Origin of the sequence: Ruegeria sp. R8_1 (genome assembly GCF_017743815.1) — a bacterium.
In the GTDB taxonomy this organism is placed as follows: domain Bacteria; phylum Pseudomonadota; class Alphaproteobacteria; order Rhodobacterales; family Rhodobacteraceae; genus Ruegeria; species Ruegeria lacuscaerulensis_A.
In genome coordinates this window covers 190,749-214,597 of sequence record NZ_JAGHRL010000001.1, presented here as the reverse complement: position 1 = coordinate 214,597, position 23,849 = coordinate 190,749, and the positions used below count along the sequence as shown (strand labels likewise).

Here is a 23,849-nt window from a genome sequence, read left to right as displayed (position 1 = left end):
AGTTCCGCAGGATTCCGATAGCCTCAGACCCCATGACATGGACCCATGATACCGTTTTCGCCTTCTCCGCCACGATGACCAACGGCAAGACCGCAACCCATGACGTTTATGCTGGCGGTGAGGGCCCACCCATCCTGATCCTGCAGGAATTGCCCGGGATCGGGCCGGAAACGCTGGATCTGGCCAAACGTCTGAACGGGGCGGGGTTTCGCGTCTACCTGCCACATATGTTCGGCACCTTTGGCAAGGTCACGATGGGCCGCAACATGGCCCGCCTGTTCTGCGTCCGGCGCGAGTTCAACATGTTCCTCAAAGGTCGCCAAAGCCCCATCGCAGGCTGGATGCGATCGCTGGCGGCCGAGATAAAGTCCCGCGACAACGCAGCAGGCGTGGGTGTCATCGGTATGTGCCTGACCGGAAGCTTTGCCCTGACCCTGATGGCAGAAGACGCGGTTCTGGGCGGCGTTTCCAGTCAGCCCGCCCTGCCGATCTTTGGCGGCGATGAACTGCACATGAGCCCCGATGATGTCGCACAAGCCCGCGCGGGCATGGCTGCCAAAGGCCCGGGGCTTGCAATGCGTTATGCGGATGACAAACTGGCCCCGAAACGGCTGATGCGCGCGCTACAAGACGCCTTTGGTGACGACCTTGAAACGCAGGAATATGAGGGCAAGGATCACTCTCTGCTGACGTTGGATTTCCACGAACCGGCCTATCAGAGGGTGCAGGATTACTTCCGTGCCCGATTTGCACAGGCTGGATAGCACACGCACCCTTCCCCTTCCCGCCTCCATTCGCTATTGCAATCGCTGACCCGATATTGATGACGCAGGACGCACCCCATGGCGATGGAAAAGACATTCAACGCGGCCGAGGCCGAGGCCCGCATCTACGAGGCCTGGGAACAGGCCGGAGCCTTTAAGGCAGGCGCGAACCGCTCGCGCGACGAGAGCTTTACCATCATGATCCCCCCGCCCAACGTGACGGGCGCGCTGCATGTGGGTCATGCGTTCAACAACACGCTGCAGGATATCCTGACCCGCTGGCACCGGATGCGCGGCTTCGACACGCTGTGGCAGCCCGGACAGGACCACGCCGGTATCGCCACCCAGATGCAGGTGGAAAAGATGCTGGCCGCGACCGGCCAACCCGGCCGCCGCGAGTTGGGGCGCGAGGCGTTTCTGGACAAGGTCTGGGAATGGAAAGGCGAATATGGTGGCACCATCATTGAACAGCTGAAGCGGCTGGGCTCCTCCTGCGACTGGTCGCGCAACGCCTTCACCATGGCGGGCGCACCGCGTGATCCGCGCACAGGCCACGAAAATTCTGCGAATTTTCACGACGCGGTCATCAAGGTTTTCGTCGATATGTACGAAAAGGGCCTGATCTATCGCGGCAAGCGACTGGTCAACTGGGACCCGCATTTTGAGACTGCGATCTCGGATTTGGAAGTCGAGAATATCGAAACGCCCGGCCACATGTGGCACTTCAAATACCCGCTGGCGGGGGGCGAGACCTATACCTATGTCGAAAAGGACGAGGACGGGAACGTCGTGCTTGAGGAAGAGCGCGACTATATCTCGATCGCCACGACCCGCCCCGAAACCATGCTGGGCGACGGCGCGGTTGCGGTTCATCCGTCGGATGAACGCTATGCGCCAATCGTCGGGAAACTCTGCGAAATCCCGGTTGGCCCGAAAGAGCATCGCCGTCAGATTCCGATCATCACCGATGAGTATCCCGATCCAGATTTCGGCTCGGGCGCGGTGAAGATCACTGGCGCGCATGACTTCAACGACAACTTGGTCGCCAAGCGCGGCGGCATTCCGATGTACCGCCTGATGGACACCAAAGGCGCGATGCGGGCCGATGGCGCGCCTTACGCCGAAGCGGCGGGTTTAGCGCAGGAATACGCGCGCGGCAAAGACTTTACCGAGAACGAGATCGACGCGATCAACCTGATCCCCGATCACCTGCGCGGCCTCGACCGGTTCGAAGCGCGCGCCAAGGTTGTTGAGGAAATCACCGCCGACGGTCTGGCCGTGATGACCCGCGCGGATGATGCGCGTCTGGGCACCAAGCTGGGCGAGGACGACGACCCGGCGGCGCTGGTCCCGCTGGTCGAGAGCAAACCCATTATGCAGCCCTTCGGCGACCGATCAAAAGTGGTGATCGAGCCGATGTTCACCGATCAGTGGTTCGTAGATGCCGAAAAGGTCGTCGGCCCCGCGCTGGATGCGGTCAAAGACGGCACGGTCAAGATCATCCCCGAGTCGGGCGAGAAGACCTATTACCACTGGCTGGAAAACATCGAGCCCTGGTGCATCTCGCGCCAGCTGTGGTGGGGGCATCAGATTCCGGTTTGGTATGGCTTGGACTTAACCCAGAACACAGCAGGTCCAGAACTTTGGGATTTGACCACCGTAGATATCGGGAACACGGAACTACGGAATGAATTATTCGTTGCATCTCCTAAATGGGAATGCGCCGAAGATTTTGCGGCTGTTTCACAGAAGTTTTCTGCTCAATTGGGATCACTTCCCTCCCCTCTTGATAGCGCGCAGATCGTGGAAGCAGAAAACTACGACCATGCACTAACTCTCTTTGTGAAAGGTCTCGCGGACCGTGCAGAAGGTCGTGGACCACTACTCTATCCGGTGTGGCGCGACCCCGACGTCCTCGACACGTGGTTCTCCTCCGGCCTCTGGCCCATCGGCACGCTGGGCTGGCCCGAGCAGACCGAAGAACTGGAACGCTATTTCCCCACCGACGTGCTGATCACCGGCGCGGATATTCTGTTCTTCTGGGTTGCCCGGATGATGATGATGCAACTGGCCGTGGTAAACGAAATCCCGTTTCACACCGTCTACCTGCACTCGCTCGTCCGCGACGAGAAGGGCAAGAAGATGTCCAAGACCACGGGCAACGTCATCGACCCGCTAGAGATCGTGGACGAATTCGGCGCTGACGCGCTGCGGTTCACCAACGCCTCGATGGCGGCGATTGGCGGCGTACTGAAACTGTCCCGTGACCGCATCACAGGCTATCGCAACTTCGGCACCAAGCTGTGGAACGCCGTCCGCTTTGCCGAAATGAACGAGGTTTTCACCGACGCCGTCCCGCAACTGGACGTGGCCGACCTGAAACCCAAGGCCGCCGTGAACCGCTGGATCATCGGCGAAACCGCCCGTGTGCGGGAAGAGGTTGACGCGGCGCTGGAAAGCTATCGCTTCAACGACGCGGCCAACGGGCTTTATGCCTTTGTCTGGGGCAAGGTCTGCGACTGGTACGTAGAACTGTCGAAGCCGCTGTTGCAGGGCGATGACGCCGAGGCGCAGGCCGAGACCCGCGCCACCATGCGCTGGGTTCTGGATCAGTGCATGGTCCTGCTGCACCCGATCATGCCGTTCATCACCGAGGAACTGTGGGGCCTGACCGGCGACCGCGCGAAAATGGTCGTCCACGCCGACTGGCCGACCTATGGCACCGAACTGGTCGATGCCGATGCGGATCGTGAGATGAACTGGGTGATCTCGGTGATCGAAAACACCCGCTCGGCTCGCGCGCAGATGCGGGTTCCGGCGGGGCTTTACGTGCCGATGCTGGTGACAGAGATCGACGATCACGGCCAAGCCGCCTGGGACCGCAACGAGGCGCTGATCAAACGATTGGCGCGCATCGACAGCCTGACCAAGGCCGATGAGTTGCCAAAGGGCACGATCTCAATCGCCGCCCCCGGTGCAAGCTTCGGCCTGCCGCTGGCCGATATCATCGACATCAGCGCCGAAAAGGAACGACTTGAAAAAGCCAAGGGTAAACTGGCCAAGGAGTTGGGCGGTCTGCGCGGGCGTCTGAACAACCCCAAATTCGTGGCCTCGGCCCCGGAAGAGGTGGTTGAGGAAGCCAAGGCCAACCTCGCCGCCCGCGAGGAAGAAGAGGCCAAGCTGAACGAAGCCCTCGCCCGTCTGGCCGAGATCGCCTGATCTTCAGGCATATACGCTAAAGCAGACCCCGCCCCTGTGGCGGGGTTTTCTTTTGCCATCAAAGGGCTTGTCGTGTGGTTCAAAGGCTTGTTAGCTCTGGCACAGGACAACGCCCGAGGCCCAGATGACACGCGCAGCCCCTCCGTTCCAGACCGTCTCGACCGGGTTGGTCGTCGCGATTGTCGGCTTTTTCAGTTCCTTCCCAATCGTGCTGCAAGGGCTGGCCGCGATGGGGGCATCGGCGGCGCAATCCGCGTCCGGTTTGATGATGGCGGCGATTGCGATGGGGCTGACGGCAATCGGGTTAAGCCTGTGGTACCGGCAGCCGATCAGCGTAGCCTGGTCCACGCCGGGCGCTGCGCTGCTGGCCGTATCCGCCATGCCTGCCGCCGGGTTTGCCGAGGCCACGGGGGCCTTTCTGTGTGCAGGTGCATTGACGGTGCTGGCAGGGCTTTGGAGGCCCTTGGGCCGGCTCGCCGCCGCGATCCCCACAACACTGGCGCAGGCGATGCTGGGCGGCGTATTGCTGCCATTGTGCATCGTCCCTTTCAAAGCCGCTGTCGAGTTGCCGTGGCAGGCCCTACCCGTGATCCTGACATGGTTCATCGCCGGTCGGATCAACCGCCTGTTTGCCGTGCCCGCAGCCGTCGTGGCCGCCGCCATCGTGGTCATCCTGAACGCGGGTGAGGCATCGGTGGCCCCGGCGCAGTGGATGTCGGCCCCGGTCTGGACGATGCCCACAGTCTCATTGGCCTCGGTCATCGGAATCGGCATCCCGCTGTTCATCGTCACCATGGCCACCCAGAACATCCCCGGTATCGCGGTGATGCGCAGCTTTGGCTATGACCCCGCATCGGGTCGGTTGTTTTCGTCCGTTGGCGCGTCCAGCATCCTGTCGGCCCCGTTTGGCGCTCCGGCCACATGTCTGGCAGCGATCACCGCTGCAATGTGTTCGAACGAGGACAGCCACCCCGACCCTGCCCAGCGCTACTGGTCCGCGGTGATGGCGGGCGTGTTCTATTGCATCTTCGGCATTTTCGCCGTGGCCATAACCGGCTTTGCTTTACACGCTGATCCGCTGCTGATGGGCACCCTGACCGGAATTGCACTGATCGGAGTGCTGGCCAATGCCACCGCCGCCGCACTGGAGGTTCCGGCCGAGCGCGAGGCCGCTATTCTGACCTTTGCGATCACGGCCTCGGGTATCTCGGTCTTTGGTCTGGGGGCAGCGGTTTGGGGCTTGCTGGCCGGGGGGCTCGCCTATCTGGTGTCGAACCGCATCCGCTAGCGCTTAGCCTTACTCTCACCTATAATCGGCCTATGTTTGGATCGTTTGGAAAACTCATTGAACGCCAGATCAGGAAGGCGCAAGCCGAAGGGCAATTGAAGGGCCTTGAGGGGGAAGGCAAACCTCTGCCTGATCGTTCGTCCGAGGCGCTGTGCGATCCAGCCATCGCAGCTGGTCACAGGATTATGGCACAGGCGGGTGTTCTGCCCGAGGAATTTGCGATCAAGAAAGACCTCGACACCGCCCGTAACGACTATGCCAAGCTGACCGATCCGAAGGCCCGCAAGCGGGCGATGGCGCGCATCGCTGATCTGGAAATGCGCTATAACATGGCCCGCGATGCGCGACGCACCTTCATGCGGTGATCACTTGAAGACCGGCTTGCGGCCTTGCATCTGGGCTGCGATGACCTCCATCTGCTCGGGCTTGCCGATCAACTCCACCTGTTCTGAGGATTCGGCCAAAAGCACCTCGGCACGTGGTTGAGTTTCGGCCAAGTCGATCAGGCGCTTTGCCGCGCGCACGGCTGAGGGGCTTTGCCCGGCTATGTTTTCAGCCAGCGCAATCGCTTCGGTCAGCGGGTCATCTGAAAGCTTGGTTACCAGTCCCCATTCCTCCGCCTGCGCCGCGCCGATGGGTCGCGCAGTATAGGTCAGCAGGCGCAGCACATCCGTGCGCACCAGTTTGGGCAGCAACACCATCCCCCCCATGTCGGGAATAATGCCCCATTTCATCTCCATCACCGCCAATTTGGTGTCGGGATGGGCAATCCGGATATCTGCGCCCAGCGCGATCTGCAAACCACCACCATAGGCCACGCCCTGGACCGCACAGATCACCGGCATGGGCAAACGCCGCCAGATCAAAGCGAGTTCCTGCATCTCATTCGCGTCTTCATGGCTGCGTGTCATCAACCATTCCGACGGATCCATATGCGCCATCTTGGCAAAACTTGCCATGTCCAACCCCGAGCAAAAGCTTTTGCCTTCACCCGACAGGACTACCGCCCTCGCGTCCGAGGCGGCCACTTCCTGACCCGCGTTCAGGATGGCTTTGATCATCGCATCATCCAACGCGTTCATCTTGTCGCCGCGTGTCAGCGTGACGTGGGCGATATGATCTTTGTATTCGACGGATACGCGTGACATGCGGGCCTCTCAAAACAGGTTTGCACAACAATGCCCCGAAGGACCGTAAAGTTCCAGATCAACGTGGGGGCAGGTCTGATGCAGACATCCGACCAAACCACGGCGAATCCAGCGTCATGACATAAAAATCTTCCCCCACGACCCGGCCACCGGTCGTGATACCCAGCCGCCCGCCCGGATCTTGCAGGTTCTGAAGGATGTTTCCTTCACCGTCGAACTGAATCAGCATTCCCCTGTGAATCGGTGCCGGCCTTACCATTGGCCCAAGTCGCCAGATCACCTTGCGCAGAAATGGATAAGGCATAAGCGCCTCGGTTGGCACGCGCGGACTGGCGAACGCCATCCAGTAAGTCCCGTCGCCCTGCGCCTCGATATTGTCCGGATAGCCCGGCAGGTTATCCAACAGAACCTCGCGCTGGCCGGATTTTGGACCCTTTAGCCACAGCTTGTGGACGCGCGCGCGACCGGTTTCGGCGATCAACAGAAAGTCTTCTTCCGGGGACAAGGCGACCCCGTTGGTATAGACAAACCCCTCAGCCACTTTCTCGGTGCTGCCGTCAGGATTGCGTCGGGCCACATAGCCTGTATCCGACTGCTCCCAGATGGTCAGCACCGAGGTTGGCTTGGTGCCGCCCATTGTCTCGGGGTCGAATCGATCGGATGAATTCGAGAAATAGACCGTGCCGTCCTGCGCCACATCCAGCTGATTGGCATAAACCACCGGCGCACCCGCAATCTCGGAAACCAACGTTTCCAGCGTACCGGGGCCGGTCCAGCGCATCAGGCCACGGAAACTGTCGGCAATGTAAAGCGCCCCATCCGGTCCGGCCTTCAGCCCCAGCGGGCGACCGCCAAGATCATCCACTTTTTCCGGCGCATCCCCATCAATTCGGTACAGCGCACCGGACAACGCAGTCGTGTAGATCGCCCCATCTGCCGTGATTGCAAGGTCTTCAGGGCCCTCTGCATCTTCGGGCAGGCGGATCAGCTCCAGCTTATCCAGCGCGTTATTTTCCGCAAATTCGCCGGAAAATTCCGGGGCTTTTGGGGGCTCCCATGCAACGGGATCAACATCAACCGGCCAGAATACCAGATAGGCAAGCCCGATCAGAATCAGGCCGAATACGATGCGCATGAATGTTCCTCCCGCTGCCTTGCAAGCAGACTGCGCGGCGACAGCTTGGAACACAAGCTTGCCTGACGGGTAACCTTACGTTTATCTGCCCAGATGACCCAACCTCGATACACTCCTCTTGCCCTGTCTTTGCCTGCCACAGTGCCGTTCGTCGGCCCCGAAACGCAGGAGCGGCAGCAGGGCGCACCATTTGTGGCCCGATTGGGAGCGAATGAAAGCGTTTTCGGCCCCTCACCACGGGCGATCGAAGCGATGGCCGACACCGGCATCTGGATGTACGGCGATCCTGAGAACTATGATCTGCGTAACGCCTTGGCCGACCATCACGACGTCGCGCCTGAGAATATCGTCGTGGGGGAAGGAATTGACGGTCTTCTTGGATATCTTGTGCGCTTGTTCGTTGATCACGGCGATGCGGTGGTGACCTCGGACGGGGCCTATCCGACTTTTAACTATCACGTGGCCGGGTTCGGAGGGATCCTTCACAAGGTACCCTATCGTGGTGACCATGAAGACCTTGACGCGTTGTTTGCTAAGGCGGCAGAGGTTGACGCCAAGTTGGTTTATTTGGCCAATCCAGATAACCCGATGGGCAGTTGGCACATGGGCGCAGACATCGTTTCTGCAATGGAAAAACTTCCCGCAGGATGTTTATTGGTGCTGGATGAAGCCTACGTAGAATGCGCGCCAGAAGGTACTGCTGCGCCGATTGATGCCGGTGATCCTAGGGTGATCAGAATGCGCACGTTTTCCAAAGTCTATGGCATGGCGGGTGCGCGGGTGGGATATGCGATTGCTGCGCCCGGTTTAATTTCGGCATTCAACAAGGTTCGCAACCATTTCGGGATGAATCGCGCGGCGCAAGCCGGTGCGCTGGCGGCACTGCAGGATGCCGAATGGTTGGAGCAAGTTCAGGCGAAGATCACCGACGCGCGCGATCGGATTGGACAGATCGCACGGGACAATGGGTTGGAAGCCTTGCCCTCGGCCACGAATTTCGTAGCAATCGATTGTGGCCGGGACGGGGCTTTTGCCAAAGCTGTGCTGGAGGCACTGGTCGCTCGGGGTATTTTTGTTCGAATGCCATTTGTGGCGCCCCAGAACCGTTGCATTCGGGTCAGCTGTGGCGCCGTTTCTGATCTGGATTTGTTTGCAGCCGCGCTGCCAGAGGCATTGGCCGTAGCACGGGGCGGCTGATTGCAAAGGGGGGCTGTCCGCCCCCCATCGCGCAGATGCGCGATTCCCCCCGAGGATATTTTTGGCCAGATGAAGAGCGGACCCTCTGTTCACTCGGCCAAGATCGCGGCAGCGGCCTCCAGCGCGCCTGTGCCGCGAGGTATGTTGAGGGCTGCCATGGCCGTTTCCATCCCGCCAAGCATCGCCATCACCATTTGGCCATTTACGTGACCCATATGGCCAAGGCGGAAACAGCCGTCCCAATCCTCCATCCCAAGCCCAATTCCAAGGGTGAGGCCAAGTTGGGTTTCGGTGAAGCGGCGCAGCGGGGTTCCCTGCCCGTCGGTCAGGCGCAGGGCGGTGACGGCATGGCTGCGGTGAGTACGGTCGGCGACGTTGAGGTGGAGGGCTCCACAATCGGCCCATGTCTCGCAGGCCGCCCAAATGGCTGTGGCGAGACGTTCGTGGCGGGCCCAGACATGTTCGATCCCTTCGGCGTGGATCAGGTCGAGCGCAGCCCTCAGCCCATACAAATGATGCGTCGGCGCGGTGCCATTGAAATACTGGTAGAACAGTTCGGGCTGGGTGCGGGGTATCCAGTCCCAATATTGCGAAACACGGGGCATGGCGGCGCGTTTGGCGGCGGCTTTTTCGTTGAAATAGACAAAGCCGATACCAGCCGGAGTCATCAGCCCTTTCTGGCAGGCGGTGACCATGACATCGACGCCCCAGGCGTCCATCTCGAACCGGTCGCAACCCAGTGAAGCGATGCAGTCAGCCATCAGCAGCGCCGGGTGGTTCAGGTCATCCAATAGGGCCCGCAGAGCCGGGATATCATTGCGGATCGAGCTGGACGTATCCACATGCACCGCCAGTACGGCCTTGATCTCATGCGCTTTGTCGGCGCGCAAAGCATCCGCGATCAAGTCAAAATCCCACGCCGAGGATGTGCCGAAATTGATCACCTGCGCCGTGGCCCCGATCCCTTCGGCCATTTCTGCCCAGCCATAGGTGAACCGACCCGATGCAGGGGCCAGCACCGTTTCCCCGGGGGCGATCACGTTGGACAAGGCTGCCTCCCATGTGCCGTGACCGTTGGCGATATAAATCGCCACATGGTGGTCGGTTCGGGCCACACGTTTAAGGTCGGCGGTCAGGGCGGGCATCATCTCGATCAGTTCGCCATCATAGATATTGGGCGAAGGCCGATGCATAGCTTGCAACACTGCGTCGGGCATTACTGAGGGGCCCGGAATGGCCAGATACTCGCGCCCCTGCGCGAGAGAGATGTGGTTTGTCATGGGGTCAACCTGTCTGAATTGACGCCCAATTTAGTGACGCCCGGCGCGGCGTCAATCCATCAGCTGCGACGCTTCACGTGCAAGTTTTTCGATGCCGGTCCAGTCACCATCCATGACCATCTGTTTGGGTGCGACCCAGCTACCGCCTGCGCAGGCAACATTCGGCAAAGACAGGTAGTCCCTTGCATTTGACGGCGACACGCCACCTGTTGGGCAGAATGTGATTTGCGGCAGGGGCGCGCCAATAGCCTTAAGCGCCGGGGCGCCCCCGGACGCTTCGGCCGGGAAGAATTTAAGCATGTCGTAGCCCTGTTCCAGCAGACGCATCGCCTCGGAGGCAGTGGCAGCACCGGGCAGTAACGGCAAGCCCTCGGCCTCACATGTTGCGATCAAAGCATCGGTAGCGCCCGGTGAGACACCAAACTGCGCACCCGCCTCTTTCGCGGCGCGGACGTCTTCGGGGGTGATCAGCGTGCCTGCGCCGACTACACCGCCCGGCACCTGCGCCATGGCGCGGATCGCACTGAGCGCCGAGGGGGTGCGCAATGTGACCTCAAGCGCAGGAAGGCCACCTGCGACAAGCGCCTCGGCCAGAGGCCGTGCTTGAGCCGCGTCATCGACCACCAGAACCGGCACGATTGGGGCCAGTGCGCAAATCTCGCGGGTGCGTTGGGTTTTGGACATGTCTTACACTCCGAAAATGCTGGCGCCAGTGTCAGCGGACCCGACATTCTGGCGGAAGGCTCCGAACAGGTCGCGCCCGACACCGTGCTGATTGGCGCTGAGGTCGGCGGTTGCAGGCGTGCGATCCAGCACGCCGGGCGTCAGGATTTCCAAATCGCCTTTTACCGCATCAACGCGCAAGATATCACCGTCTTGCAGGCAAGCGATGGGGCCACCGTCCAGCGCCTCGGGAACCACATGGATCGCAGCCGGGACCTTGCCGGATGCGCCCGACATGCGACCATCTGTGACCAACGCAACCTTGTGGCCCCTGCCCTGCAGGATCGACAGCATGGGCGTCAGAGAATGCAGTTCAGGCATTCCGTTGGCCTTTGGCCCTTGAAAGCGGACGGCTACGATGACATCGCCAGTGAACTCTCCGGCCTTGAACGCGGCTTTGACCGCGTCTTGGTCGTGGAACACGCGGACCGGGGCCTCAACCACCTGATGTTCAGGCGCGACAGCCGAGACCTTCATGACGCCCGTTCCCAGATTGCCCGTCAGGCGTGACAGGCCACCGGTGGGTTGAAACGGGTCGCTGGCCGGACGGAGAATTTTTTCGTTCAGACTTTGGCCCGCGCCTTCTTCCCAGACCAACTCGCCATCTTTCAGCTTGGGTTCCTTGGTGTAGTTGTGCAGCCCCTGCCCTGCGACTGTCAGCGTGTCGGGGTGCAGCAGCCCGTCTTCGAGCAATGTACCTATGCAATAGCCAAGCCCGCCTGCGGCGTGGAAATGGTTCACATCGGCCAGACCGTTGGGATAGACCCGCGCGACCAAAGGCACCACGGCTGAGATATCTGAGAAATCTTCCCAATCCAGCACAATTCCTCCCGCACGCGCCATGGCGATCAGGTGGATCAGCAGGTTGGTAGACCCCCCTGTGGCCATCAGGCCGACAATCCCGTTCACAAAAGCGCGTTCGTCGAGGATCTGGCACACAGGCGTATAGTGATTGCCCAGCGCACTGAGCGACAGGGCGCGGCGCGCGCCTTCCTCGGTCAGCGCATCGCGCAGGGGGGTGTTGGGATTGACGAAGCTAGAGCCCGGCAGGTGCAGGCCCATGAACTCCATCAGCATCTGATTGGTATTTGCGGTGCCATAGAAGGTGCAGGTGCCGGGGCCGTGATAGGCAGCCATTTCGGCTTTCATCAGTTCGTCGCGGCCGACTTCTCCGGTCGCGAATTTTTGGCGAACCTTGGCCTTTTCATCATTCGGCAGACCGCTGGTCATGGGGCCTGCGGGCAGGAAAACAGCGGGAAGATGGCCAAACGCCTGCGCCCCGATGATCAGGCCGGGGACGATCTTGTCGCAGACCCCGAGGAAAACCGCCGCGTCATAGGTGTTGTGGCTGAGTGCCACGCCGGTGGCCAGCGCGATCACATCGCGCGAGAACAGCGACAGTTCCATCCCCGCCTCACCCTGGGTGACGCCATCGCACATGGCGGGAACGCCGCCCGCGACCTGCGCCGTACCGCCCGCTGCGCGGATCGCATCGCGGATCAGGGCCGGGTAGCGCTCGAACGGCTGGTGGGCCGAGAGCATGTCATTGTAAGCGGTGACGATCCCTAGATTGCCCGCTGTTCCGATGGCCATTGATTGTTGGTCTTCGCCCGCGCCCGCATAGGCGTGGGCCTGGCCGCTACAGGACAGGTGCGCGCGGGCCGGGCCTTTGGACTTGGCCTGTTCCATCCGCTCCAAGTGAGGGCCGCGCAGATCGGCGCTGCGGTCAATGATACGTTGGGTGACGTCGGTGATGACAGAATGAACCATGTTTATCCTCCGATCTGACGCCAACGGCGCCCGTCGCGATGCATTAGCATCAAGGCTTCTTCGGGGCCGGAACTGCCCTGATCATAGCGTGCGGGCCGGTCGCCGCGGTCTTCCCAACCCTGAATAATGGGATCAACCCAAGCCCAGGCGGCCTCGGCCTCGTCCCCACGCATGAACAGGGTCTGGTCGCCGCGAATGACGTCCATGACAAGCCGTTCATAGGCGTCCTGTGCCCGTGCATCCGCGCCCAGCGCCTCGGCAAAGCTCATGTCCAGCGCCACGTCGGACAGACGGAACCCACCCGGACCCGGGTCTTTGATCGTAGTGCGCAGGGTGATGCCTTCGTCCGGTTGCAGGCGGATCACCAGCACATTGCCGTGCAGAGGGCCAACATTCGGGAAAATCGTATGGGGCGGGTCGCGGAAGAACACCGCGATCTCGGATTCGCGGGCGCGCAGGCGTTTGCCCGTGCGCAGGTAAAACGGCACACCGGCCCAGCGCCAGTTGCCGATATGAACCTTCAACGCGATATAGCTTTCGGTGCGGCTGGCCGGATCACCCACATGATCGACATAGCCGTCTTTTCCATCCGAGGCGCGGTACTGACCGCGGGCGATGTCCTTGGGCTCGACCGGTTCCAGCGCCTCGATCACCTTGACCTTTTCGTCGCGCACCGCGTTGGGCGCGAATTTCGAGGGTGGCTCCATCGCGGTCAGACACAACAGCTGAACCAGATGGTTCTGGACCATGTCCCGCATTGCACCAGACTGGTCGTAATAGGCCCCCCGCCCCTCGACCCCCACGGTTTCGGCCACGGTGATCTGGACGTGGTCGACATGGGTGGCATTCCACAGCGGCTCGAACAGGGAATTGGCGAAACGCAAAGCCATCAGGTTCTGCACGGTCTCCTTGCCCAGATAGTGATCGATCCGGTAAATCTGATGCTCTTCAAAGCAAGCCCGCAACCCTTCGTTCAGCGCCCTGGCCGAGGCCAAATCATGCCCAAACGGCTTCTCGACCACGATACGGCTGTCCGGCGTCGCAAGTCCGTGATCGTTCAGGCGTTGCGCAATCCCGGAAAACAAGCTGGGCCCGACGGACAGGTAGAACGCGCGCACCACATCAGGGCGCAAGGTCTTGGCCAAATCCGACCACCCCGCATCACCCAACGCATCCACCGGCACATATTCGACCTGTGCCAAAAATCGATCCAGAACATCCTTTTTGAACCCGGGTGCGAATTCCTGCATCGACGCTCGAAGCTGTTCGCGGAACCCGTCACTGTCCATGTCAGACCGCGCTGTACCAATCACCCGTGCGTCAGGCGGCATCTGGCCAACCTCGAATCGATGGTAAAGTCCGGGCAGAATCTTGCGCTGCGCCAAATCCCCGGTCGCGCCAAAAAGCACCAGATCAAAGGGGTTAACGGGAATAACGCGTGAAACCATCGACGGGCTCCTTCAGATTCAATGGCATCGCCAGATATGTTATCGCTAACATTTACCGTGGAACTAGTCAAAACCAGCGCTAAAATCAACACCAGATTTGAATTATGTCCCCTGCAGCGCTGCGATCACCCCTGATTACGTAGCCATTCCATCACTGCGGGTCGCACGGATTGTTCACCACGGTGCCGGGCATCCGCGATGATCTTGCGCAGCGATTGCAGATCGGCACGCAACAACACGCTTTTGACCGGACCAATCGAGGCCGGGCGCATCGACAATGACCTGATGCCCATAGCGGCCAGGCACAAAGCCTCGACCGGGCGACCGGCATCCTCACCGCAAAACGAAAGTGGCGTGTTCGAGATGTTACAGCGCTCAACAATACGCTCGATGAAGCTGAGGAAACTGACGTTCAGAGTATCATAGCGGCGGCGCACCAGCTCGTTTTCGCGGTCGGCGGCAAAGAAGAACTGTTTCAGGTCGTTGCCCCCGATCGAAACAAAATCCACCTCGTCAAAGAATTTCTGCGGGGCAAAAGCCAACGAGGGCGTTTCCAGCATCGCGCCGACCTCGATGGTTTCGGGCAAGGCGTGACCCAGTCGTTTTTCGCGCTCGATGATCTTGTCGACTTCCCGCCGCGCCTCACGGAATTCATCAGCCTGCGCCACGAAGGGGAACATGATCGACAGCGGGCGGCCATTGGCTGCGCGCATCAGGGCCTGCAACTGCATCCGCATCACGCCGCGCTTGTCCAGCCCGACCCGGATCGCACGCCAGCCCAGCGCGGGGTTGGGCTCGGCCACATGTTTCATGTAAGGTAGTACCTTGTCAGAGCCGATATCCAGCGTTCGGAACACCACGCGCTTGTCACCCGCCGCATCCAGTACGCGCTGATACTGCGTCACCAATTCCGAGCGTTTGGGCATCTGCGTGCGGATCAGGAATTGCAGCTCGGTCCGGAACAGGCCCACACCCTCGGCCCCGGAATTGTTCAACGACGGCAAATCGGCCATAAGACCGGCGTTCATCACCAGATTGATCCGCTCACCATCGCGGGTCACGCACGGGGTTTCGCGGATCGAGGCATAGCGTTCCTGCGCCTTCGCCTGCATCGCGATCTTATCGCGGAAGGCCGAGACCACCGTATCCTCGGGGCGCAGATGCACGGTGCCGTTGTCGCCATCTACCAGAATATGATCGCCGTTCAACGCCTCGGTCGTGATGCGGCCCACATGCACCACCAGCGGAATCGCCAGCGCGCGGGCCACGATGGTGGCGTGGCTGCCGACCGAGCCTTCCTCGAGCACGATGCCTTTCAGCGACCTGCCATATTCCAACAGATCACCGGGGCCGATATTGCGGGCGATCAAAATCGGATCAGGGGGCAGATCTGCCCCATTGGTATTGCCCTGCCCCGTCAGAATACGCAGCAGACGGTTCGACAGGTCATCCAGATCGGCCAGCCGTTCGCGCAAATACGGGTCCGTCACCTGGCCCATGCGGGCGCGGGCCTGAGACTGCTCTTTCTCCACGGCGGCCTCGGCGCTGAGGCCACGCGCGATGTCTTCCTCCATCCGGCGCATCCAGCCTTTGGAATTGGCAAACATCCGATAGGCTTCCAGAACCTGCAACTGCTCGGTGTCGCCATCCTTGGAAATCTCGAGCATCTTATCGACGCCCACCCGCAATTCATCCACCGCTTCGATCAGGCGTTCGCGTTCGCGGTGTGGATCTTCGGCGATCGGGTTGGTGACAACGACACGAGGCTCATGCAACCAGACATGACCCTCGGCAGATCCTTCCTGCGCCGGCCCCCCGGTCAACTGTACAGATTGCTGATGACGGGGCGACAAGGCCGCGCCTTCGCCCACAAAGGCGCCAAGCTCGGCCATTTCGGCCAGAACCATGGCGACCACTTCCAGCGCGTAGACCTCATCGGCTGAGTATTCCCGCGCGTCCCGCGACTGAACCACCAAAACGCCCAGCTTTTCGCCCAGGCGCTGGATCGGGACACCCAGGAAAGAGGAAAACCGCTCTTCGCCCGTCTCGGGCATGTACCGAAAGCCTTTGGCCGAAGGTGCATCCGCCGTATTGACGATCTGGCCGGATTTGGCGACCCGCCCAACCAGCCCCTCGCCCATGCGCATCCGGGTCTGGTGAACAGCTTCGGGTGCCAACCCCTCGGTCGCGCACAGTTCAAGCGTATCTTCGTCGCGGAACAGGTAAATCGAGCACACCTCGGCCCTGATGCTATCCGCAATCAGGCTGGTGATCCGGTCAAGACGTTCCTGACCGGCGGCCTCGCTCGCCATCTCTTCGCGCAGCCGCCCCAGCAGCTTACGAGATTCTGTTTCGGTACCGTCCGCCATGGCCACCCAAATTAGTGCGTCAGGCAAGACCCTTGGCTGAAACGCTCAGGCCGCCTTGTCCAGTTCAAAGGCATCATGCAGTGCCTGAACCGCAAGTTCCATGTATTTCCTGTCCACAAGCACGGAAATTTTGATCTCGGAAGTTGTGATGACCTTAATGTTGATCCCCTCATCCGAGAGAATTTTGAACATCTTGGCTGCAACACCCGATTGCGACCGCATGCCGATGCCAACCACCGAAACCTTGCAGACGTCTTCGTCAGCGACCAATTCGGCATAGTTCAGCTCACCAGCATCCTTGATCGCCAACAGCGCTTTCTCGGCGCGTGCCACCTGATCGGTCGGGCAGGAAAAGGTCATATCCGTGCGACCCTCGTCCGAGATGTTCTGAACGATCATGTCCACATTCACGCCCTCTTCGCTGAGGGCGGTAAAGATGATCGAAGCGATACCGGGGCGGTCGGCCACGGACACGACGGTCATCTTGGCTTCGTCGCGGGAATAGGCCACACCGGCCACAACATTGGATTCCATGATATCCTCCTCATCGACGACCAGCGTACCGGCCTCGTCGGATTGTTCTTCGAAACTTGAGAGAACGCGCAGTTTCACCTTGTAGCGCATCGCCAGCTCGACCGAGCGGGTCTGCAGAACCTTGGCCCCCAGCGAGGCAAGTTCGAGCATTTCCTCGAACGAAATCTTGTCCAGCTTGCGCGCCTTTTCACAGATGCGCGGGTCGGTGGTATAGACGCCATCCACATCCGTATAGATGTCGCACCGCTCGGCACCAAAGGCCGCAGCAAAGGCCACCGCCGTCGTGTCCGATCCACCGCGACCCAGCGTGGTGATGCGGCCTTCGGGGCTGATGCCCTGGAACCCGGCGACCACGGCCACTCGCATGCCTTCTCCGAATTTCTGGTTCAGATTGTCGGTCGGGATTTCCTCAATCCGGGCCTGGCTGTGGGCGCTGGTGGTCATCAGCGGCACCTGCCAGCCCTGCCAGCTGCGCGCGGGTATATCCATCTCTTGCAGCGTCAACGCCATCAGACCAGCGGTCACATTCTCGCCCGAGGACACAACAGCATCATATTCGCGTGCATCAAACAACGGAGAGGTTTCGTTCACCCAGCCCACCAGCTCGTTGGTTTTGCCGGACATGGCCGAGACGATGACGATCACGTCATAGCCTTTTGCCACTTCAACGCCGATACGCTTGGCCGCGCGGCGGATACGGTCCAGGTTGGCGACGGATGTGCCGCCGAATTTCATCACGAGTAAGGGCATGGGGGCAGTCGTCTCCGCGCCTTGGAATTCAGATCCCGTGCGTCTTAAGTCAGGGGGGCGTTAAGGGCAAGTGTTCAAAACCTGTTCGGTCGCGTCGTACGGTCGCTTTACAACCGCTCCTAGCGGTGTCAGCTTGCTCTCATCCGTTATTTCAGGAAATCCAACATGCCCCGTCTTGCTCTTGTCTTTGCTCTTTTGTCCACGCCAGCGCTGGCCCAGGTTTCAACACTGGCCGGAACAGACGGGAAAAATGCTTTGGGAACTGTCCCTTGCGCAACAAATGCCGGAGAGCCGCTGCGCAGTTGCAATGCCGAGCTGCGCCGCCATGACGATGGGCAAATAACTTTGGCTGTTGGAATGGGCAACGGCGAGGTCCGCAACATCTATTTTACCGATGGCGTGCCGGATTCAACAAATTCAGCCGCGCGTCTTAGCTATGAGACGCAAGGCAATGTCATGGTGATCTTCGTTGATCCCGGCGAAGTTTATGAGATCCCGACGGCTGCACTGGCCGCTCAGTAAGCATGGGCCTGGCCGTCAAAGGTATCAAAGCAGCCCGTATTTTCTAAAGAAAGGTCTTTGAACCGAGCCATCAGGCCATCCACGGCCTGATCTACGGTGATCTCAGCTGCGGGCCCGCCCATATCTGTCTGAACCCAACCCGGATGATAGATTCCGACAGCAATGCCGTCCTGACGAAGGTCCGTTGACAGGTTGCGACCCAAATTCAACACAGCCGCCTTTGAAGAGCGGTAAATATAGCTGCCACCCGGAGCCCGCGTGTGCGAGGCCATTTGCGAAGACAAGATGGCGATTTTCCCCTTGGCCTTGCGCAGATTGGGTAAAAGCGCCTGAACTGTCAGAAATACTCCGGTCACATTGGACGCAAATGTCTGAGCCCACATTTCGGCTGGGTAACCCGCGATGCTTTCCGATTTATCCAGATATACACCAGCATTGCAGATCAGCAGATCGACGGCAGTGTCTCCAAGCTGCGACGCCATCGCGCGCTGCTGGTCGGGATTTGTGACATCCAAAACGACCTCGGCACTGCCATCACGAGCGGTTCCGGTCACACTATGCCCCTGCGCCCGATAACGATCCGCCAGAGTGCGTCCGATTCCACGCCCTGCTCCGGTGATCACAATATGCATGGGTCAGTTGGTCTTTCGCGTTGGAACAAAAGGCAAAGGCGCCACCGGAACACCGTCATCTATCAGGGCCTTTGCCTCTTCGGGTTTGGCCTCGCCATAGATCGCCCGCTCGGGCGCATCACCCAAATGAATTTTGCGAGCCTCACTGGCAAAGTCCTTGCCGACATAATCCGAGTTCTCTTCGACCTTGCGACGTAGATCGGCCAGCGCCTGCTTACCATCCGGTGTAGGCGTCGCCATATCCACCGACTTTTCCGAACGTTCAGTGGGTTCCGAGCGCGCCTCAATGGTTCGGGCTGGCCGGACACGCGGCGTCATAATCGCTTTTTCGACCTCGCTGTTGCCACAAACAGCACAGCACACCATCCCTGCAGCTGCCAGCTTGTCGTAAGCTGCAGCCGATTGAAACCAACTGTCAAAACTGTGACCGTTACTGCATTTCAACGCGTATTGAATCATGATCCGTCCAGACTTCAGATGCGGAATAGATACCGCCCATCAGCGCAATATCAATACCCCTATGGCTGCAGGTAACCGTAAGGGCACCGCTGTCGCATCACGGTTAAGCGATGCGCTGTCCAATAGCCTACATTCGCGCAGAGAGCTTACTTAAAAGCTGATCGTGAGGAATGTCCGCGTCAACAGCAAGGCGGCGCAAGCCAAAATGGACCCGGGCGATTTGTTGGTAATACCGGCTGTACACGAAATTCGTCCCGCCGCCAGCCAACGCCCCAAGGACGGGAATAGATTGCGCCGCAAGCTTTTGCCCCAGAACCACTGACAGTTTCGGCGCGACCGCAGCAATCAGCTTTTGCATGGCCGGCCCTGTCAGAGTCAGGCGGACCGAGAAAAAGCCCAGATCGGCGCCGTCATCGTATGCAAGTGGCCCTGCAGCAGAAAGAACGCGAACACAATCGAACTTCACTCCGTCCTCTGAAGGATTGAACCCCTCATACGCGGCGGCACCCTGTATCGCACGAAGCAGCATTGTTGTGGTCGCTGGCAGCTCCATCAATGCGGACGACACACCGCCCATCCCACCTGCCGCGCCCATTGCGGTGGTCACCGCTGTGTTTACCCAGGGCTTTTGATCCGGCACCGCACGGCGCGAACCTTCTGCCGCGTGCATAGCAGCCCATAGTGCCTGTTCAGTCGCGCCTGTCAGCCCCCGCCTGACCGGGTCTGGCAGCTGTTCCAGCAAAGTTTCAGCCGATCCGCCAAGACTGTTGAGCAGTTTGACCCCCGCGCCCCCCGCAGATTTGTAATGCGCGGCAAGCCGATCCAACTCGGCCTCTGTATCCAGCTTTTCTACAAGAGCGATGTCCTGCATGAAATCCTCCTGACAGAAACATCGGAACTTGTTGACTGATTTTCAATAGCTCAGCGCGACCATCGGGTCACCGAGCCCGTGACTCCAAACCATGCCGCTTCACTCAGCTCCGCGCCCAAAACCCTATCTGGGTTGGTTGGCGGAGGCATCTTGATGTGTTCCAAACGTGAGAACCCGAACCTTGCGTAGTAAGGCGCATCACCAACCAGCATTACGCGCTGCCACCCCTTTTCGCGCCCCGCTTGCAGGCCTTCGTGAATGAGGAATCCGCCCAAACCCTCGCCCTGGTGTGTTGGGTGCACGGCGACAGGTCCTAAAAGCAGGGCATCATGACCCCCGACATGCACGGGCCAGAACCGGATCGCACCTGCCAAAATCCCCTGCCCATCCCGTGCAACCAATGAAAGCCCGGAAACAGGTGGCACATCATCACGCAAACGGTACGAGGACAATGCCTCGCGCCCCGGCGCGAAACACAGGTCGTACAAAGCCTCGACCTCCCACCAATCGTCCGGTTCCTCCGGCTTGATCGCGAATTGCTGCACCCCTGCCCTCTTTTCCTTGCTGGAATTCGCCCTAGCACTTCGTTACGCCTTGGGCAAACGCTTGGAGTACATATGTTCTATCGCCCCGAAGACGGCCACGGTCTGCCGCATAACCCTTTCAACGCTATCATCACGCCACGCCCAATCGGCTGGATATCGTCCCGCGACATGGATGGAGTGAACAATCTGGCCCCGTATTCGTTTTTTAACGGCGTCGCATACACTCCTCCGCAGGTTATGTTCGCCACGACGGGCACGAAACCAGATCAGGACGGTGGAAAAGACAGTATCGCCAACATCGAAGCCACAGGTGTTTTTTGTGTGAATGTCGTGGCGCATGCGCATCGGGATGCAATGAACGCAAGTTCTGCGGGATTGCCGAAACACGTAGATGAATTCGACCATGCAGGTTTGACTGCAATAGAGTGTGAAACCATTCCTTGCGCCAGGATTAAAGGGGCGCCGGCCGCCCTTGAATGCAAGCTAACCCAGATCGTGAAGTTGCCCGGAGAAGCAAACCGCGTTGTATTCGGAGAAGTAACCGGCGTGCATTTAAGAGACGACTGTTTGAAAGACGGTAAATTCGACGTCACCACATTCCAGCCGCTCGCACGGCTTGGGTACCGCGACTACTCCGTGGTCACGGAACTGTTTTCCCTCAACCGTCCGGATGACTGATCGCAAAAGGGGCTCTGCCCCCGTCGCCCATTGGGCGACTCCCCCGAGATATTTTTAGCCAGATGAAGCAGGGGATCCTTCATTCATCTGGCCCCAAGCATCCCGGAGCGCGAGGCAGAGCCTCGCTATAGGCTTAGTGGCCACCCAGAATGCCGGTTCGGACCGAGTAGTCCACTGCGATTTCATAATCCGGGTCATCATCACTATCGACCATCAGATGGCCCGCCTTGTTCAGCAGTTTGTGGCAATCGCGGCTCAGGTGGCGCAGCATAACCCGTTTACCTGCGGCTTCGTATTTTCCAGCGATGTTCTCGATGGCCTGAAGTGCTGATTGATCGACAACGCGGCTTTCGGCGAAATCCACAATGACGGTTTCAGGATCGTTCGAGACATCGAAGAGTTCCACAAACCCGTCGGACGACCCGAAGAACAGAGGGCCTTGGATTTCATATACCTTGGCACCTTTCTCGGTCGCCGAGTCCCGAGTGATCGCGTGGATGCGTTTTGCGTTGTTCCATGCGTAAGCCAGCGCCGAGACGATCACGCCAACTACGACAGCGACCGCGAGGTCCTCCATCACCGTCACAACTGTCACCAGCACAATGACGAACGCGTCCATCAGGGGCACTTTTCGCATGATGTTAAACGAATTCCAGGCGAATGTGCCGATCACCACCATGAACATCACTCCGACGAGTGCAGCCAGAGGAATCTGTTCGATCAGTGGTGAGGCAAAAAGGATGAAGATAAGCAGAAACAGCGCAGCGGCGATCCCGGCGATGCGAGTCCGCCCCCCTGATTTCACGTTGATCATCGACTGTCCGATCATCGCACAGCCACCCATGCCGCCGAAGAAACCGGTTGCGACGTTGGATACGCCCTGCGCGATACATTCCTGCGATGCACCGCCGCGTTTGCCCGTGATCTCACCCACAAGGTTCAGGGTCAGCAGTGATTCAATCAGGCCGATAGCAGCCAGAATGACGGCGTAGGGCAGGATGATTTCAAAGGTTTCCCAGGTCAGCGGCACCATCGGGATGTGGAAGGGCGGCAGGCCACCTTCGATCGAGGCCAGATCACCGACGCGCGGCACGTCCAGACCAAAACCGATTACCAATGCGGCAACGACGACAATCCCGGCCAGCGGGGCCGGAACAACCCGCGTGATGCGCGGCATAACCCAGATCACCGCCATGGTCAGCGCCACCAGACCCAGCATGGTATAGAGTTGCAGACCCGAGAGCCACTCACCTCCGCCCATGCCGTGGCCGGTGTTCTCCATGGTGCCGGGCACCTTGAACTGGCCCAGCTGCGCCAGAAAGATAACGATGGCCAGACCGTTCACAAAGCCCAGCATCACCGGGTGCGGCACCAGACGGATGAACCGCCCCCAATGCATCGCCCCTGCGATCACCTGCAAAATTCCCATAAGAACGACGGTCGCAAACAGGTACTCGACCCCATGTTCTGCGACCAACGCCACCATGACCACCGCAAGCGCCCCGGTCGCGCCAGAGATCATACCCGGACGCCCCCCGATCAGCGCCGTGATCAAACCGACCATGAAAGCCGCGTACAAGCCCACCAGCGGATGAACCCCCGCAACAAAAGCAAAGGCCACAGCCTCGGGCACCAGCGCAAGGGCCACGGTCAGGCCGGACAAAAGCTCGATCCGCAGGCGCGAGGCGGTCAACCCCTCATCCGGCACCCAACGCAGGTCGGGTTTGGCGATACGGTTGGCAAAGCTTGCCAGCATGGCTCGGGGCATAAGATGTCCTGTCGGTTGGTGCGCGCGCGAAAGGGGCTTTCTACCCGTCAATGAACCTTGGAGCCACCGCATCAGGTGGGAGGCTGCTATGCAAAAAGCGCATACCGAGCGATCGCAGAGTCGTGAGTTGAACCGGGCGTCACGGGTACGCACCTATTGGCCATGCGATGGTTGATCCTTTTCCTACTAGCCCCGATGGCTGCGTTCGCGCAGGACCTGCAGGGTAATGACACGGCCAGCAATTGGCGCGTGACCCATTATGAATCGTTCGGCGTGTGGAACTCTATCTGCGACGAGCGCGAGGAATACGGCGCGCTGAAGCAGCGCTGCTATATTCGCCGGGCCGAGGTCTTCTCGTACCGCCCCAAATTCGGCGCACAATACGTCTTTATTACCCCTGCCCCGACCGGCGTTCAGGTCGAATTCGGAATAGAACCCGGCACCTTGTTCTGGCCGTCCGGCTTCCGCATTGACGGCAGCGACGGCGTTGTCTGGCGCACCCGCAGCCCTGGATGCCTGACCGGCCTTGGTTGCACCTTCGACGGAAGTGGCGCGGATGAGATCATCGCTGCCATGTTGGACGGAGACGCTTATCGCTTTGTTTTCCGTGACCGCCATGGACAGCCGCAGGACCTGACATGGCCATTGCAGCAATTTGATGCAGCGTGGAGCGATTTTCAGCAGCAGGCGCAAACCCGTAACCTTTTGACGCTGCAGTAACTCATATTGACCCTTGTCAAACCCAAAAC

At 59.8% G+C, this 23,849-nt stretch carries 21 protein-coding genes; 8 read left to right on the top strand and 13 right to left on the bottom strand.

Translation table 11 applies throughout. The features are described 5' to 3' along the window. Window positions 1-32: 32 nt before the first annotated feature. The 4 genes from J7380_RS01045 (at window position 33) to J7380_RS01030 (ending at window position 5,636) form a co-directional block, all read left to right on the top strand. Window positions 33-764 (top strand): dienelactone hydrolase family protein, encoded by a 732-nt coding sequence (locus tag J7380_RS01045; RefSeq protein ID WP_209194101.1) that lies wholly within the window; start codon window positions 33-35, stop codon window positions 762-764. Between the two features lie 78 nt (window positions 765-842). Then, entirely contained in the window at window positions 843-3,983 is a 3,141-nt protein-coding gene (locus J7380_RS01040; protein WP_209194100.1) for a valine--tRNA ligase, read from the top strand. 124 nt (window positions 3,984-4,107) lie between these two features. Next, a complete protein-coding gene (locus J7380_RS01035; protein ID WP_209194099.1) occupies window positions 4,108-5,271 on the top strand; it encodes a benzoate/H(+) symporter BenE family transporter in 1,164 nt (387 codons plus the stop codon). A 32-nt stretch (window positions 5,272-5,303) separates the two neighbouring features. Further along, window positions 5,304-5,636, top strand: coding sequence for a DUF1992 domain-containing protein (locus J7380_RS01030; protein WP_209194098.1), 333 nt, complete (start codon window positions 5,304-5,306; stop codon window positions 5,634-5,636). Here J7380_RS01030 and J7380_RS01025 read toward each other — a convergent pair whose 3' ends face one another. Continuing rightward, window positions 5,637-6,419 (bottom strand): crotonase/enoyl-CoA hydratase family protein, encoded by a 783-nt coding sequence (locus tag J7380_RS01025; RefSeq protein WP_209194097.1) that lies wholly within the window; start codon window positions 6,417-6,419, stop codon window positions 5,637-5,639. A 58-nt stretch (window positions 6,420-6,477) separates the two neighbouring features. Then, the gene (locus J7380_RS01020; RefSeq protein WP_209194096.1) at window positions 6,478-7,554 is read right to left on the bottom strand and encodes an SMP-30/gluconolactonase/LRE family protein; all 1,077 of its coding nucleotides are present in this window, start codon (window positions 7,552-7,554) and stop codon (window positions 6,478-6,480) included. 93 nt (window positions 7,555-7,647) lie between these two features. Between J7380_RS01020 and J7380_RS01015 the strand changes: the two genes are divergently transcribed. Continuing rightward, on the top strand, window positions 7,648-8,751 hold the full coding sequence (locus J7380_RS01015; protein WP_209194095.1) for a pyridoxal phosphate-dependent aminotransferase: 1,104 nt from the start codon (window positions 7,648-7,650) through the stop codon (window positions 8,749-8,751). Window positions 8,752-8,840: 89 nt separating this feature from the next. Here the strand turns inward: J7380_RS01015 and J7380_RS01010 are convergent, their stop codons facing one another. The 6 genes from J7380_RS01010 to J7380_RS00985 all read right to left on the bottom strand — a co-directional run bounded on the left by J7380_RS01010 (window position 8,841) and on the right by J7380_RS00985 (window position 17,625). After that, window positions 8,841-10,031, bottom strand: a complete 1,191-nt coding sequence (locus J7380_RS01010) for an aminotransferase class V-fold PLP-dependent enzyme (protein ID WP_209194094.1) — start codon at window positions 10,029-10,031, stop codon at window positions 8,841-8,843. Between the two features lie 51 nt (window positions 10,032-10,082). After that, entirely contained in the window at window positions 10,083-10,715 is a 633-nt protein-coding gene (locus tag J7380_RS01005) for a bifunctional 4-hydroxy-2-oxoglutarate aldolase/2-dehydro-3-deoxy-phosphogluconate aldolase (RefSeq protein WP_209194093.1), read from the bottom strand. Window positions 10,716-10,718: 3 nt separating this feature from the next. Further along, a complete protein-coding gene (gene edd, locus J7380_RS01000) occupies window positions 10,719-12,524 on the bottom strand; it encodes a phosphogluconate dehydratase (RefSeq protein ID WP_209194092.1) in 1,806 nt (601 codons plus the stop codon). A 2-nt stretch (window positions 12,525-12,526) separates the two neighbouring features. Then, window positions 12,527-13,972 carry a glucose-6-phosphate dehydrogenase gene (gene zwf, locus J7380_RS00995; protein WP_209194091.1) on the bottom strand — a complete coding sequence of 482 codons (1,446 nt, stop codon included), beginning with the start codon at window positions 13,970-13,972 and terminating at the stop codon, window positions 12,527-12,529. Window positions 13,973-14,097: 125 nt separating this feature from the next. Beyond that, window positions 14,098-16,341 (bottom strand): phosphoenolpyruvate--protein phosphotransferase, encoded by a 2,244-nt coding sequence (gene ptsP / locus J7380_RS00990; protein WP_209194090.1) that lies wholly within the window; start codon window positions 16,339-16,341, stop codon window positions 14,098-14,100. 45 nt (window positions 16,342-16,386) lie between these two features. Next, window positions 16,387-17,625 (bottom strand): aspartate kinase, encoded by a 1,239-nt coding sequence (locus tag J7380_RS00985; protein WP_209194089.1) that lies wholly within the window; start codon window positions 17,623-17,625, stop codon window positions 16,387-16,389. Between the two features lie 165 nt (window positions 17,626-17,790). Between J7380_RS00985 and J7380_RS00980 the strand changes: the two genes are divergently transcribed. Further along, a complete protein-coding gene (locus J7380_RS00980; protein ID WP_209194088.1) occupies window positions 17,791-18,147 on the top strand; it encodes a hypothetical protein in 357 nt (118 codons plus the stop codon). Here J7380_RS00980 and J7380_RS00975 read toward each other — a convergent pair. The 4 genes from J7380_RS00975 to J7380_RS00960 form a co-directional block, all read right to left on the bottom strand. Beyond that, window positions 18,141-18,779: an SDR family NAD(P)-dependent oxidoreductase gene (locus J7380_RS00975; RefSeq protein WP_209194087.1), complete on the bottom strand. Its 639-nt coding sequence runs from the start codon at window positions 18,777-18,779 to the stop codon at window positions 18,141-18,143. The genes J7380_RS00980 and J7380_RS00975 overlap by 7 nt on opposite strands. 3 nt (window positions 18,780-18,782) lie before the next feature. Further along, on the bottom strand, window positions 18,783-19,238 hold the full coding sequence (locus J7380_RS00970) for a DUF1178 family protein (protein ID WP_209194086.1): 456 nt from the start codon (window positions 19,236-19,238) through the stop codon (window positions 18,783-18,785). 127 nt (window positions 19,239-19,365) lie between these two features. After that, window positions 19,366-20,109: an EcsC family protein gene (locus tag J7380_RS00965; protein WP_209194085.1), complete on the bottom strand. Its 744-nt coding sequence runs from the start codon at window positions 20,107-20,109 to the stop codon at window positions 19,366-19,368. A 50-nt stretch (window positions 20,110-20,159) separates the two neighbouring features. After that, window positions 20,160-20,654: an N-acetyltransferase gene (locus tag J7380_RS00960; protein ID WP_209194084.1), complete on the bottom strand. Its 495-nt coding sequence runs from the start codon at window positions 20,652-20,654 to the stop codon at window positions 20,160-20,162. 72 nt (window positions 20,655-20,726) lie between these two features. On the opposite strand from J7380_RS00960, the gene J7380_RS00955 reads away from it, so the two are divergent. Beyond that, on the top strand, window positions 20,727-21,332 hold the full coding sequence (locus tag J7380_RS00955) for a flavin reductase family protein (RefSeq protein WP_209194083.1): 606 nt from the start codon (window positions 20,727-20,729) through the stop codon (window positions 21,330-21,332). A 133-nt stretch (window positions 21,333-21,465) separates the two neighbouring features. Here J7380_RS00955 and J7380_RS00950 read toward each other — a convergent pair whose 3' ends face one another. Beyond that, window positions 21,466-23,100 carry a SulP family inorganic anion transporter gene (locus tag J7380_RS00950; protein ID WP_170354966.1) on the bottom strand — a complete coding sequence of 545 codons (1,635 nt, stop codon included), beginning with the start codon at window positions 23,098-23,100 and terminating at the stop codon, window positions 21,466-21,468. Between the two features lie 162 nt (window positions 23,101-23,262). Here J7380_RS00950 and J7380_RS00945 point away from each other — a divergent pair, with 162 nt between their 5' ends. Next, window positions 23,263-23,820 (top strand): hypothetical protein, encoded by a 558-nt coding sequence (locus J7380_RS00945; RefSeq protein WP_209194082.1) that lies wholly within the window; start codon window positions 23,263-23,265, stop codon window positions 23,818-23,820. Window positions 23,821-23,849 lie beyond the last annotated feature (29 nt).